General features: G+C 71.3%; 13 protein-coding genes. 7 read left to right on the forward strand and 6 right to left on the reverse strand.

Annotated elements, in window-relative coordinates; all coding sequences use genetic code 11:
* Positions 1-227: 227 nt before the first annotated feature.
* On the forward strand, positions 228-1505 hold the full coding sequence (locus AB0K36_RS16235) for a wax ester/triacylglycerol synthase domain-containing protein (RefSeq protein WP_364594073.1): 1278 nt from the start codon (positions 228-230) through the stop codon (positions 1503-1505).
* Positions 1506-1741: 236 nt separating this feature from the next.
* On the opposite strand, the gene AB0K36_RS16240 is transcribed toward AB0K36_RS16235, so the two are convergent.
* A complete protein-coding gene (locus AB0K36_RS16240) occupies positions 1742-2131 on the reverse strand; it encodes a VOC family protein (RefSeq protein ID WP_364594075.1) in 390 nt (129 codons plus the stop codon).
* A gap of 249 nt (positions 2132-2380) precedes the next feature.
* Between AB0K36_RS16240 and AB0K36_RS16245 the strand changes: the two genes are divergently transcribed.
* Together AB0K36_RS16245 and AB0K36_RS16250 are read left to right on the forward strand one after the other, a co-directional pair.
* Positions 2381-2683, forward strand: a complete 303-nt coding sequence (locus AB0K36_RS16245) for an ArsR/SmtB family transcription factor (RefSeq protein WP_364594078.1) — start codon at positions 2381-2383, stop codon at positions 2681-2683.
* The gene (locus AB0K36_RS16250) at positions 2680-3072 is read left to right on the forward strand and encodes a VOC family protein (protein WP_189475340.1); all 393 of its coding nucleotides are present in this window, start codon (positions 2680-2682) and stop codon (positions 3070-3072) included. The genes AB0K36_RS16245 and AB0K36_RS16250 overlap by 4 nt, the downstream gene beginning before the upstream one ends.
* 182 nt (positions 3073-3254) lie before the next feature.
* Here AB0K36_RS16250 and AB0K36_RS16255 read toward each other — a convergent pair whose 3' ends face one another.
* Complete coding sequence (locus tag AB0K36_RS16255) at positions 3255-4217, reverse strand: endonuclease/exonuclease/phosphatase family protein (RefSeq protein ID WP_364594081.1); 963 nt, start codon at positions 4215-4217, stop codon at positions 3255-3257.
* Positions 4218-4379: 162 nt separating this feature from the next.
* The gene (locus AB0K36_RS16260; protein ID WP_364594084.1) at positions 4380-5591 is read right to left on the reverse strand and encodes a saccharopine dehydrogenase family protein; all 1212 of its coding nucleotides are present in this window, start codon (positions 5589-5591) and stop codon (positions 4380-4382) included.
* Positions 5592-5706: 115 nt separating this feature from the next.
* Between AB0K36_RS16260 and AB0K36_RS16265 the strand changes: the two genes are divergently transcribed.
* Positions 5707-6450: a TetR/AcrR family transcriptional regulator gene (locus tag AB0K36_RS16265; RefSeq protein WP_364594087.1), complete on the forward strand. Its 744-nt coding sequence runs from the start codon at positions 5707-5709 to the stop codon at positions 6448-6450.
* A gap of 39 nt (positions 6451-6489) precedes the next feature.
* Here AB0K36_RS16265 and AB0K36_RS16270 read toward each other — a convergent pair whose 3' ends face one another.
* Complete coding sequence (locus AB0K36_RS16270; RefSeq protein ID WP_364594090.1) at positions 6490-8427, reverse strand: AfsR/SARP family transcriptional regulator; 1938 nt, start codon at positions 8425-8427, stop codon at positions 6490-6492.
* A 136-nt stretch (positions 8428-8563) separates the two neighbouring features.
* Here AB0K36_RS16270 and AB0K36_RS16275 point away from each other — a divergent pair, with 136 nt between their 5' ends.
* On the forward strand, positions 8564-9442 hold the full coding sequence (locus tag AB0K36_RS16275; protein WP_364594093.1) for an alpha/beta fold hydrolase: 879 nt from the start codon (positions 8564-8566) through the stop codon (positions 9440-9442).
* A 206-nt stretch (positions 9443-9648) separates the two neighbouring features.
* Here the strand turns inward: AB0K36_RS16275 and AB0K36_RS16280 are convergent, their stop codons facing one another.
* On the reverse strand, positions 9649-10470 hold the full coding sequence (locus tag AB0K36_RS16280) for a DUF1963 domain-containing protein (protein ID WP_364594096.1): 822 nt from the start codon (positions 10468-10470) through the stop codon (positions 9649-9651).
* Between the two features lie 471 nt (positions 10471-10941).
* Here AB0K36_RS16280 and AB0K36_RS34715 point away from each other — a divergent pair, with 471 nt between their 5' ends.
* The gene (locus AB0K36_RS34715) at positions 10942-11160 is read left to right on the forward strand and encodes a hypothetical protein (RefSeq protein ID WP_435877871.1); all 219 of its coding nucleotides are present in this window, start codon (positions 10942-10944) and stop codon (positions 11158-11160) included.
* Between the two features lie 210 nt (positions 11161-11370).
* Positions 11371-11574: a cold-shock protein gene (locus AB0K36_RS16290; protein WP_143600196.1), complete on the forward strand. Its 204-nt coding sequence runs from the start codon at positions 11371-11373 to the stop codon at positions 11572-11574.
* A gap of 325 nt (positions 11575-11899) precedes the next feature.
* Here the strand turns inward: AB0K36_RS16290 and AB0K36_RS16295 are convergent, their stop codons facing one another.
* Positions 11900-12439: a DUF6328 family protein gene (locus AB0K36_RS16295; RefSeq protein WP_364594224.1), complete on the reverse strand. Its 540-nt coding sequence runs from the start codon at positions 12437-12439 to the stop codon at positions 11900-11902.
* Positions 12440-12582 lie beyond the last annotated feature (143 nt).

Genomic DNA, 12582 nt, shown 5'->3' on the forward strand with positions numbered 1-12582 from the left:
TCCACGGCCGGCCCCCTCCCGTGCGGCAGTCCGAACCGTCCTGGGGGCATGCCGACCGGACACCGGCGGCCCCGGGTCCGACCGAAGGGGCGTCGCAGACGGAGCCGGGCGGTTCGTTCCCACCCCGGCGCCACGTCGGTCGGTTCGGATGCGGTCGCGCTCGGCCGGCCGTCACCCAGACCGCGACAATCCGGACGAACCAGCGCTCCGGGACGTAGGGTCGGCGCGTGGAGGGATCGCATCGACTCAGTCCCGACGACGCCCGGCTCCTCGCACTCGAGTCGGCGGCGATCGCCGGTCATACGCTGAAGATGATCATGCTCGAGCCGAGCGACGCCCCGCTCGACCTCGACCGACTGCGTGAGAGCGTCGACGCCAGGCTCGAGGCCGGATCACGCGGCCGCGAGCGGGTGGCGCTCCCCGCCGCCCACTGGGTCACCGACGACGAGTTCGACATCGCCGCACACGTCCGCCGCCGCGACGGCACCGCCGGGACGGACGAGCGGGGCGTCTGGGCGGCGGCGGGTGAGCTGATGTCCGAACGCCTCGACCACCGTCGCCCGCTGTGGGCGCTCGACGTCCTCGGCCCGCTCGCCGACGGCCGCGAGGCGGTCGTCGCGCGCATCCACCACGCGATGGCCGACGGGATCAGCTGCCTGCGCTTCCTCGACGAAGTCGTGTGGGAGCCGTCGGGTGACGTGCCGTCGCCGCCTCGTGGTGGGGCTGCCGTGCCCGCGGCGGCAGGCTCGCGCGGCCACGAAGTGCGCCGGCTTCCGGCGACGCTCCTGCGGGAGCTCGGGCACCGGGCGAAGGACTCGGTGCTCGACCGCAGGATCGGCACGGCGCGCGAGCTCGCCTTCACCACCGCGCCGCTCGTCGAGCTGAAGGCGATCGGTGCTTCGCGACCCGGCCGGGCCACGGTCAACGACGTCCTGCTCGCCTCGGTCTCCGGCGGCTTGCGCGCCTGGCTGGCGGCCGCCGGCGAGCGCGTCGGCAGACTGCGGGCCCAAGTGCCGGTCAGCCTCCACCACCGCGACGAGGGTCCGGCCGAACTCGGCAACCGCGACTCGTTCCTGAACGTCGACCTGCCGCTCGCCGAGGCCGACCCGCTGGCCCGTCTCGATCGGATCAGTGCCGGGACCGCCGCCCGCAAGGTCGCCGGCGACGCCCAGGAGCTCTACGACCTCTTCCACGCGCTCGCCCGCTGCCCACCGCTCGAGCGCGCCCTCGAGCGCATCGCCGCCGGCCCGCACGAGTTCAGCCTCGCGATCTCGAACGTGCCGGGCCCGCGCGCGGCTCTCGCGGTGACCGGCCGACGGATCGAGAGGCTCTACTCGGTCGCCGAACCGGCGCAACGCCACGCGCTTCGGGTCTCGGCGATCTCCTACGCGGGAACGGTCGGCGTGGGGATCTGCACCGATCCCGAAGCGCTCCCCGGGATCGCCGGGCTGGCCGACGCGATCAGCGGCTCGATCGCCGAGCTGCGGCGGGCGGCGATCGGATAGCGCCCGCGCGGCGATGTCCGGCAAGCTCAGGATCGACCCCGGCCACGGGCGGGCCGGGCCGGCGGCGATGGGCCGGTGCCCGGATCCCGTCGCACGCGATCCGCCCCCAGGACCTGGCCGCCCGCGCCGCCTGGTGCGAGAAGTTCGCCGCCCTGCCGCCCCGCCCGCCGGTGCCCGCCCCCCGTACGCGGCGCCCCTTGCGTCCATGGAGGTCCGGCGCGTGGTGCGGCCTCCGATCAGGGGCGGCGGCTCGCGAGAACGCAGAACTCGTTGCCCTCCGGGTCGGCAAGGGTGACCCAGCTCTCGTCGCCCGTCTGGCCGACGTCGGCGTGCCGCGCCCCCAGGTCGAGCAGACGACGGACCTCTTCGTCCTGCTCCCTGTCGGTGGGGTTGACGTCGATGTGGAGCCTGTTCTTGACGGTCTTGCCCTCGGGTACGCGCGCGAACGTCAACACCGGTGGCACCGGGCCCGGTCGGTTCTTGCTCTCAGGCGTCGCAGGGGGGCCGATGGTGACGATTCCGTCGTCTTCGTCCTGCACCTCGTAGTCGAGGACCGAGCACCAGAACCGGGCGAGACCGGCGGGATCGGCACAGTCGATCGCAAGCTCGGTGAACTTACTGGCCATGTCAGGACCTCCCGGTCGAGTAGCGCGTCCGCCGAAGACCACGCTAATCGTTGCGCGGGTGTCGCCGTGGCCGATGGGCGCATATGCGACCGGCCGCCCGGCGGTCACCCGAGGTGCCTCGGCCCGACCGACCGGAGAAGGCCCGCGACTCGTCCCGCACGTGACATCGAACGGCTGGACGACGGGCCGACTCAGCGGGAGACGCACCTCCACTTGATAGGCAAGTGAATACTTGCCTATGCTGTGGTCGTGGCCGACGACATCTTCAAAGCCTTGGCCGACCCCACCCGCCGCACGATCCTCGACGAGCTCGCCGATAAGTCCGGACAGACACTGTTCGAGATCTGCTCCCGACTGAGCATGAAGCACCGGCTCGGCATCTCGCGTCAGGCGGTCTCCCAGCACCTCGCCGTGCTGGAGGCCGCCGGGCTCGTGGGGACCAGGCGCGAGGGCCGCTACAAATTCCACGACCTGAACACGGCCCCGCTGCGGCAGATCGCCGAGCGATGGCTCGTGTCGGACACGTCCCGACCGGAAGAGAGCACCCCATGAAGATCCATCTGACCAGCGTCTTCGTCGACGACCAGGCCAAGGCCGAGCACTTCTACACCGAGATCCTCGGCTTCGTGAAGAAGCACGACGTCCCCGTGGGCGGGGAGGACCGGTGGCTGACCGTCGTCTCGCCCGACGAGCCCGACGGCACCGAACTCCTCCTCGAGCCGGCCGGTCACCCGGCCGTCAAGACCTACCGCGACGCGCTCGTCGGGGACGGCATCCCGCTCGCCCAGTTCGCCGTCGACGACGTGAACGCGGAGTACGAGCGCCTGCGCGGTCTCGGCGTCCGCTTCACCCAGGAGCCCCTGGAGATGGGCCCCGTCACCACCGCCGTCTTCGACGACACCTGCGGCAACCTGATCCAGATCGCGACCAAGCCGCAGTAGGCGGCCGCCGGTCTGCGCGGCTCGGCCGCTCCGGCGACCGGGACTGCGCCGAACCGGTGACGCCCGTCCTCGCCGGGCCCTCGCTCACAGCGGTCCCGGCTTCGGCGGGATCTGCCACGACGGCGCCCCTCACCGGGTGCGGAAGGTGGCGGCGACCGGGCGGTGCCTGATCCACCTCGCTGTCAGCCGCCTTGCCGGTCGGCCGACGGACGTGAGGCTGTGAAGGCGACCGATGTCGGCAGGGCTTGCTGGATGCCCTCGCCCCTGGTGGGGTCGAGGTCGGCGTGCAGCAGATGGTGGTCCGAGTGCGGGGTGGGATGCACGCCGTGCTCGAGCGACGCGATGCCTCGCAGGAAGATGTAGTCGAACTTGCTCCGCCAGTCGGTGGTCGGCTCGCAGGTGCCGGCGGACGAGGGAGGGCAGTGGCGGTCCGTATCCGCGGCCAGCGCCCACATCCCGGTCAGTTCGGGAGCATCCGGCACAGCGTTGAAGTCGCCGAGAACGATCGCGCGGTCGTGCCGGTCGACGTCCGCGGCGAGGACGTCGACCTGGCCTGCTCGCACTGCTTCTTGGCGTCGTTGGGCCAGGTGCGTGTTGAAGACCCGGGTGGGCTTGCCGCCCACCGTGGTGGTGACGGCCACGTACCCGCGGTCTTCGGACCCTCCGTCGGGGTACTCCACGCTGACACGGTCCGTCATCGGTGCCGCCGAGAGGATCGCCTGGCCGTAGGCCCCCGGGCTCCACGGCGCTCCACCGCAGCGGCCCCAATTCCGAAGAACCGTTCCGTACGCGACGTGGTAGACCAGTCCGTGACGTCTCGCCAGATGGTCCCGGATTCCCTCGACGTCACGCACGCACGCTTCTTGCAGGCCGATGACCTGGGGCGCGTACGTGGCTATCTCCGCTGCCCGGTCGACGTTACGCGCGTCGCAGGGGTTGCAGATGTTCCACGTCATGACCCGGCCGGGTACGACGTCCTTGGCGGCTTCGACGGGCAGTGACCTGGCGAAAAGGGCGCCGCTCGGTGTGCTGGGGCCGAGGAGCACCATGCAGGCCACGATCGCGGCGCCCGCGAGCAACAGCGTGCCTCTTCCGAGCACCATCGCCTCCTCAAGGTGGACACCCGTGGCATCCGACGTCTCCATGCACGAGGTTATGCGACGGGGTCGGCCGCGTTCTCCCCTCCGGCACAGGCGAACCGGTCGCCCACCCACCGTGAACCGGTCGCCTCTTCGGGCGAGATGGGCTCCTCGGATTCCCGTCCGGCTCACCGGGGACGCCGGCGGACGGGAATCCGGCCACTGCTCTCACTGCTCGCGCAGGCCCCAGGGAGAGCCGTACTCCCTCAGCAGGTCGAGGAAGGGCACCGGCGGGAGCGCCTCCGGGCCGCGGACGCCGGATTCCGCCCACACGCCGCCGGCGACGAGCTCCAGGGCGACGACCGGGTTGACCGCCGTTTGCCAGACGACGGCCTGCGATCCGTACTCGCGCATCGACCACTGGTTGTCGACCACGTGGTACAGGTACACCTCGCGCCGAGCGCCGTCCTTGGTCCCCTTCACCCACGTGCCGGCGCAGGTCTTGCCGTGCATCCGGTCGCCGAGCGTGGCCGGGTCCGGCAGGCAGGCGGCGACGACGTCGCGTGGGGACACCTGCGCCCCGCCCGGGACGGTCACCTTGTCCGTGCGGTCGAGGCCGAGTTTGTGCAACGTCTTCAGGGTCTCGATGAAGTCGTCACCGAGCCCGTACTTGAACGTGACCCTCCCGGCGTCCACCCAGCGCGGGATCAACAGCACCTCCTCGTGCTCGACGTTGACACATTCGACCGGGCCGATGCCCTCGGGAAACTCGAAGACCTCCGGCTCGCTGAACGGGGCCGTGGTGAACCAGCCCCGGCCCTTCTCCCAGATGACCGGCGGATTGAGGCACTCCTCGATGGTGGTCCAGATGGAGAAGGAGGGGGCGAAGTCGTAACCGTCGACGGTGAGGTTCGCACCGTCGCGGACGCCGATCTCCTCGATCGTGTCGAACAGTTCGTCCGCCGCGTACCGGGCGAACACGTCGGAGAGCCCCGGCTCGACCCCCATGCCGACGAGCGCCAGCCGCCCGGCCTTCTCCCAGTCCGCGGCACGCTCGAACTGCGCGTCACCGAGCTTGATCCCGCACTCCGCGTAGGGGCGGTCGCGGTGCGGGTACGACAGGGACATCGCCATGTCGATGTAGTGGGCCCGCGCCTCGAGCGAGGCCTCGAAGAGCGGCATCACGAATCGCGGATCGGTGGCGTTCAGCAGCACGTCGCACCGTTCGGCCGCGAGCAGCGCGGTGACCGCCTCCCGGTCGCCGGCATCGACCCGGACCGCGCTGAAACGGGTTCCGTCCCCGCCGAGCGCGGCGACCGCCGCCTCGGCGCGCGGCAGGTCGTGGTCGGCGACGACGATGTGGTCGAAGAAGGAGCGGCGGGCGGCGATCCGGGTGATCGCGGTGCCCACACCGCCCGCGCCGACCAGCAGTATTCGCATCAGACACGCCTTTCGTCGGGGGGCCAGGAGCAGCCCTGTGCCGCCATGAAAGGCGTCCTCGTCACAACACGTCAATGGCGTTGGCATAAGCTCGACGGGGACGGAGGGAGGCCTCATGGCCAAGCAGGTGGTGACGGAATCGGCGCGCCGCCGCAGGCGGCCCACCAAGAACGGCGTCGTCCTCTCGGAGCAGCTGATCGTGGAAACGGCGCTGCGGATGCTGAAGGAGCACGGCCGGGAAGGGCTGACCGTGCGGCGCCTCGGCACCGCGCTGGGAGCCGACCCGAGCAGCCTGTACCGGTACTTCCGCGGCACCGACGATCTGACGCTGGCGATAGCCGACGAGCTGATGGGCCGGGCGATGCGCGGCCGGCGGTCCGTGGGCGACTGGCGAGGCGATCTGCGAGATCTCGGGCTGCGGATCCATTCCGCCTATCTCGCGCACCCGCAGGCCGCCGTCCTCACGGCCAGCCGGGTCAGTGGCCGGGCGAACGAGATCGCCGCCGACGAGACGATCCTCGGCGTACTGCGCTCCGCCGGATTCCCCGATCCGGAAGCGGTGCGGATCTACCAGGCCTTCATCGACCAGACGCTCGCCTTCGCGGCGCTCGACGCCGCGAGCCTGGCTCTTCCGGACACGGCCCGGACCGCTGACGAGAGGGTCTGGCAGGCGACCTATGCCCGGCTGCCGGCCGACACCCATCCGAACATCGCCGCCACCGCGCCGCTGCTCGTCGACCGCATGAACGAGAGCGCGTATCCGCACGCGCTGGACATGCTGCTGGACAGCGCCGAGGCGACCCTCGCGACGGCCCGGGGCGAGACCGTCACGTCCCGAAAGGGCGTCACCGCGCCGTGACTTCACCGTGACGTGACGTCAGGCCGCGGACGATGTCGGTCATCTGTTGTCGGCGCATGCCTCCGCCTCCGCCAGGTACCGGGCCACCGGCCCCAGCGTCAGCATCCCGCTTGCGCCGCCCGCGTGTTCGGTGCGGGCGGCGCGCAGGGCCGTTGCTGCGCGGGCGGCGACCGGGCGCTCGCCGAGGCGGGCGGCGGCGTGGGCGGTCAGGCACCAGAGTGCCTCCTGCATGTGATCAAGGGGTGGTTCGGGCGTCATGGTCAGGGCTGTACGGGCCTCTTCGTCGCGGTTGCGGGCGAGCAGTACCAAGGGGTGTGTCCGAGGGCGGTACGGGCCCCAGTCGAGGGCGGGATCGGTGGGCGCGGGACGGTCGTGCAGGAGACGTAGGCCCAGGAGGGCGAGGGCGAACAGGCCCCGGTGCAGCCCCGGCATGCCCGCTGTCTCCGCGAGGGCGTCTTCGGCGGCGCGGTACTGCGCTGCGGCCGTGGCGGCGGTCGGCCCGCCCGGTTCGGTACTGCGGGCGGCCGTGGCCCGGGCCCGGAACCAGCCGGTGAGGACGGGGACGAGCAGGGCCTCGGTGCTGACGGCGAGCTGCTCGGCTGCCTCGGCGTGTGCCGTCGCGGCGTCGAGGTCGCCGAGGGCGGAGGCGGATTGCAGGAGGATGAGCCGGCCGAGCACGGCGAAGTCCGGCAGCTCGTGCCGGGTCGCCAGGTCGAGGATCTCGGAGCCGATCATGTCCCGCGCCGTCGCGAGCCCGGGCCGGGTGAAGGACTGGAGGAACACGCCGTTGAGGGCGAACACCAGCAGGGCGGGATCGTCCAGCTCCCGGGCCAGCGCCTCGGCCTCGCGCGCCGCCTGCCCGGCGCGCCTCCGTTCGACGGCGGACAGATCGGCGCTGCGGCTCTCGACCGCGACGGTGGCCAGCAGGCGGGCGCGGAGTTCGGCGGGGCTGTCGGTGCCGAGCGCGGTGAGCGTACGCTCGGCCGCCGCGACGACTGCGTGGGACTGATCGGGATCGTCGGCCCGGCTCCAGAGGGCGGGCACGTCGTAGGCGCCGATGACGCGGGCGGTCAGGGCGATGTCTCCGGTGCGCTCCGCCGCCTGGACGGCGGCGAGGCGGTCGCGCCGCGAGTGGATGAGGGCGTCACCACCCGCCAGGGCCAGGGTGCGCGCCAGTTCCACGGTGGTGCGCGGTCCGAGTCGTACGCCTGCGGTCCAGACGGTACGTGGGGGCTGGAGCGTCGTAGCTCCGCGGAGAATGTCCGTCTCCAGTCGCCGGAGGCCTGCACCCGGATCGAGCCCGAGCTGGTCCGCGAGCATCGTGCGGGCGCGGCGCAGGGTGGCCAGTGCGTCTGCCTGACGGCCTGCCCGGTGCAGTGCGCGGGCCAGCAGCCCCCAGGCCGGTTCACGCCAGGGGTGTTCGGTGACGTGGGCGCCCAGTTCGGCGACCAGCTCGGCTCCTGAACCGGAGTCGAGGAGGAGGCGGGCGCGCAGTTCCACACCCTCCAGCCTCAGCTCCTCCAGCCGGGTCCGTTCGCGCTGGGCCCACGCGGAGCCGGCCACGTCGGCATAGGCGGGGCCGCGCCAGGCAGCGAGGGCCGCGTCGAGGTCGGTCAGCGCCTCGGGTGTACGCCGGGCGCGGACCAGAGCGTCCTCGAACCGGTGGACGTCCACGGTGTCGCGCGGCAGGCGCAGCGCGTAGCCGGGGCCTTCCGTGACGAGGACGCGCGGCGGGGTGCGGGGCGGCCGGCCGGGTTCGACAGCGCGGCGCAGCGCGGCGACGAACGTACGCAACGCACCCACGGCGCGCACCGGCGGCTCGGCCCACAGGTCGTCCACGAGGGTGTCGGTGGCGACCATCCGTCCCCCGGCGGCGACAAGCCGGGCGAGTACTTCACGGTGGCGGGGTCCGCCCAGGTCGACCGGGGTGCCGTCGTCGTTGAGGGCCCGCACGGCACCGAGTACGTCGATTCGCATGCCCCCATCTTCCGTGCCGCGGGTCGGCGGCGTCGAAGCGTACTGATCGGCTGCTGATCGCCGTCGCCCATGCTGATCCCGTCAGTCCCCGGACCCAGGCTTTCGCCGGTCCTCCGATCCCAGGAAAGGGCCTCTCATGACTCTCACCGTCCCCGGCTTCGACCGTGTCCGTCTGCCCGGCACCGACGGAGTGGAGCTGGTTGCCGCCGTCGGCGGCAGCGGCAGCCCGGTCGTTCTGCTGCACGGCTTCCCCCAGACCCATCTGATGTGGCGGCATGTCGCCGAGCGGCTCGCCGGCGAGCACACGGTGATCTGTCCCGACCTGCGTGGCTACGGTGCCAGCGACAAGCCGGCGGCCACCGGCCCTGAGGTGTACTCCAAGCGCACCATGGCCGCCGATGTCGTCGCCCTGGCGGCGGCGCTGGGCCATGAGCGCTTCGCCCTGGTCGGCCACGACCGGGGCGCCCTGGTCGCCTTCCGGGCGGGACTGGACCATCCCGAGGCCCTCACACACCTGGGCATCCTTGACGTCGTGCCGACCCTGGACATGTGGAACGTCCTGCACGGTGTTCCGGCGGCGGTCGGCTACCACCTGTTCCTCATGGCGCAGCCGCCGGGGCTGCCGGAGACGATGATCGCCAACAGCGCCGACGCCTACTTCGGCTCCTTCCTCGACGCCTGGGCCGGGGACCCGGCCGCCATGCCGGAACCGGTCCGGTCCGCATATCTGCGGGCGAGCGCCGCCGCCGTGCCGTCGATCGTCGCGGACTACCGGGCCTCGGCGGGCATCGACATAACACACGACCAGGCGGACCAGGACGCCGGTTCCCAGCTGGCCATGCCCGTGACAGTCGTCCAGCAGGACTGGGGCGCGCGACTGGGCTACGACGCCGCCGCGGTCTGGAACGCGTGGGCGCCGGACCTGGACCACCGGCTGACCGGCGCGGGGCACTTCATGGCCGAGGAGGCGCCCGACGAGATCACGGAGGCGATCCGCGACCTGCTGCTCCGCTGAGCCCTCCCGCAGGGCCACGGGAGGCGGCGGGCGAGCCCCGCGTTCCCGGCGCCGGACCGGCCCCGCGATCCGATGGCCGATGAACCGCCCGCCTCCCTACGGGTTCCGGGCAGACCGATCGTCACGGCGACGACACGGACCGGGTGGGCGTGGCGGAGAGAGCAGCTGATGAGCGTCGCGGAGCCGACCGTCCCCGCCCCGCGCGGTCAGGCCATTTCGACGTAGCGGTGGACCCGGTCGAAGCGGCGGGCCGCCACGTCCCGGCGGCGGACCACCCAGTGGGCCACGCCGGAGTCCAGTTCCGTGACATCGTCGCCGCAACTCCAGGTGGCCAGGAGAGCCCAGTCGTCGGCGCCCTCTCCGTGGGCCGTACCGCCCTGCTCGGAGGGTTCGGCCTCCTCCGGATCACGGGCGTAGTGGACGGGGTCGTTCTGGGGCGAGACCGGGTGACCGCCGATCTGCAAGGCCCAGGAAGGGCGGTAGCCGCCCACGTGTGCCCATGCGTCACCGAGTTCGTCGGCGAGTTCGAACTGCTCGTCCTCGGGGAAGTCGCCCCACCTGTCGAGGGCGAAGCTCTCCGGCATCTGCGCGCTCGGCTGGTGCCAGACCGTGCGGAGCTCACGCGGCCGGTACGGCTCGCGCCAGCTGTGTGCGAGGGGGCTCGAGGTTGTCGGGGTCCCGGCGGGGACGTACAGCACCGCGTCGGACACCTGGCCCCCGATGCCGTGCACATCGGTGCCGGAGAAGAGGAGCAGGTGGCCGTCGGCGGGGAGCGGGAGGCCGGTGCCGCCCGGCGGGAGAGCCGCGAGGTCGACGGAGGCCACGAAGGGATCGGACGGCCTCGGCACGCCCTGCGGCAGCATGGGGTCGCCGCCGACCTGGGCCACGAGGGGACCGTTACCGCCCTCCGCCAAGTACACCGCCGGACGGGCGACACATATCCATTCCTCCACCTCCTCCGACGGCAGACCCCGGGATGACGCCTCGGCCCGGAAGCGGTTCACTCTGTCCATGCTCGCGTCGGCCACGGGGCCACCCTAATGGGCTCATGGGGGGCAGTGGCAGGGCCGAACTCATTGGAAGACGAAGCCATTTGGCGCTACTGACCTTGGAAGCGTGATGTCGGCAGGGGCTGACGATGTGTGATCGGCGCGGTATGCCGGTTGTGGGAGATATCTGCAAGGTGGTGGGCTGACGCCTGAACGTTCAGGCGTTTCGCGAGCGGATCCGGCTGGAGGCCGCCGCGCGATTCGCTGCCGGTGCCTCCCACCGCAACGCCGACCACCCGCCTGGTCATGCTGCGGGCCGGGCTCGTTGACGAGGCTGACAAAGCCCATGCTGTTCTCCACCTCCGACCAGCCGACCCGTACTCCGTACATCACAGCTTTCCGACGACCCATCGATCACGCGGCGCGGCACCCACCCGACGCGATCAGCCTTGCCATTCCGGCAAAACCGCACAGAGCGGGGGAGCGGCACGGCAAGAAGGAGAGGGAAAGGTGGCATTCGACGACGTGGACGGCACACTGGCCGCGATCGGGCCCCGGCTGCGGGCCGCGCGCGAGCACCACGGCGCGACGCTCGCGGGTGTCAGCTGTGCGACCGGCATACACCATGGCCGAGCGGGTCACCCGCGACCTCGAGCGGCTGTGGCCGCGCCTCGCGGCTTCAACGCGAAGGAGCTGACGATGCGCACACCGGCGACCACGGCATCGTGATCCTCACGGTGGTCCATACGTGGGAGCTCTCGTGGAGAGTGGGGAGCTGTCCGTGTAGCGTCAGGGCCAGCTGTCATGGTTCCGAAGTACCGGTCGCCCGTGAGTACGCGTACACGGGCGATTCTGCTGTTCACAGTCTCTGAGAACCAGGGCGATCACCTCCGGTTCCCGCACAGTGCGGAACCGATTCGAGTCCCCTTGGAGGGCAACATGGCTACCGGAACAGTCAAGTGGTTCAACGCTGAAAAGGGCTTCGGCTTCATCGAGCAGGACGGCGGCGGCCCGGACGTCTTCGCCCACTACTCGAACATCGCCAGCTCGGGATTCCGTGAGCTCCAGGAAGGCCAGAAGGTCAAGTTCGACGTCACCCAGGGCCAGAAGGGCCCGCAGGCAGAGAACATCACTCCCGCCTAGACACCCCTGCGCCCGCCCAGGACACGTCCTCGGCGGGCGCTGTTCATCGGCACGGGACTCACCCAGACACGGTGCTCGCCAGGCTCGGCACAGCCGTTTCCGCCGTCCTGCCCCACATGCTGCTGGACAGCGCCGAGGCGACCCTCGCGCCGTCCGGGGCGAGACCGTCACGTCCCGAAAGCGCGTCACCGCGCCGTGACTTCACCTTGACGTGACGTCAATTGCCGTTGGTCCACCGGCCGTACGATCGCTCCACGTCGGTCTGGCGCTGTCCGACCCGTCGCGGTCGACGGGCCCCGGGCGCTACGTCTCCGGCCGCCGCAGGTCAGGCCTTGTCCCGCCGGACGGCCTTGCGGCGTAGACGGAGGGGCAGCACGTACCAGCACAGCACGAACCACAACATGACGCCGCCGACGAGCAGTTCCCCCAGGAGGCTCGGAAGCACGACGTGGAGGATCAACAGCAGCGTGCAGCCGATGGTGAGGGCGAGCAGGACCATGCCGCAGACCATCAGCCGGCTCGCGGCCTCCACGACCTCGTGCTTCATCCGCAGTCCGGACAGGAAGCGATGGATCGACACCGGCGCTATCAGCGCCCCCGTCGCCGAGGCGCCGAGCACCACGGTGACGACGTAGACGCCGCGGTCGAAGGTGGCGAGGTCACGGAAGGCCGGTGTGAAGGCCAGACTCAGCAGGAAGCCGAACAGAATCTGGACCCCGGTCTGTGCGACCCGGGTCTCCTGAAGGATCTCGTTCCACCGGCGATTGACCCGCTCGCGCGAACTCTCGGGCGGGCAGCCGGTGTCAGCCGTTTCGTCGGGCGCGTCCGCCGTTCGGCTCGTGATGGTCGCGGACCGTTCCAGCATGGCCATAGAACCTCCTCGGTGGTGCGCGTGTACCCGCTGGTCCGCGTGGTACGCCGACCTGCGCACATGGCGGGTAGCCACGCCCGGTGCCGCTTCTGTCCTCACACACGCCACTGATTGGATGGTCCGGTCTCCCGGCCCAT

Source organism: Streptomyces kurssanovii, assembly GCF_040677245.1.
In the GTDB taxonomy this organism is placed as follows: Bacteria; Actinomycetota; Actinomycetes; order Streptomycetales; family Streptomycetaceae; genus Streptomyces; species Streptomyces kurssanovii.

What these genes read in the sequence shown, in the direction of transcription:
- AB0K36_RS16240 (WP_364594075.1), bottom strand. Translation starts at nt 2,131, where the DNA reads ATGGCCAGTAAGTTCACCGAGCTTGCGATCGACTGTGCCGATCCCGCC.
- AB0K36_RS16250 (WP_189475340.1), top strand. Translation starts at nt 2,680, where the DNA reads ATGAAGATCCATCTGACCAGCGTCTTCGTCGACGACCAGGCCAAGGCC.
- AB0K36_RS16255 (WP_364594081.1), bottom strand. Translation starts at nt 4,217, where the DNA reads ATGGAGACGTCGGATGCCACGGGTGTCCACCTTGAGGAGGCGATGGTG.
- AB0K36_RS16260 (WP_364594084.1), bottom strand. Translation starts at nt 5,591, where the DNA reads ATGCGAATACTGCTGGTCGGCGCGGGCGGTGTGGGCACCGCGATCACC.
- AB0K36_RS16265 (WP_364594087.1), top strand. Translation starts at nt 5,707, where the DNA reads ATGGCCAAGCAGGTGGTGACGGAATCGGCGCGCCGCCGCAGGCGGCCC.
- AB0K36_RS16270 (WP_364594090.1), bottom strand. Translation starts at nt 8,427, where the DNA reads ATGCGAATCGACGTACTCGGTGCCGTGCGGGCCCTCAACGACGACGGC.
- AB0K36_RS16275 (WP_364594093.1), top strand. Translation starts at nt 8,564, where the DNA reads ATGACTCTCACCGTCCCCGGCTTCGACCGTGTCCGTCTGCCCGGCACC.
- AB0K36_RS16290 (WP_143600196.1), top strand. Translation starts at nt 11,371, where the DNA reads ATGGCTACCGGAACAGTCAAGTGGTTCAACGCTGAAAAGGGCTTCGGC.
- AB0K36_RS16295 (WP_364594224.1), bottom strand. Translation starts at nt 12,439, where the DNA reads ATGCTGGAACGGTCCGCGACCATCACGAGCCGAACGGCGGACGCGCCC.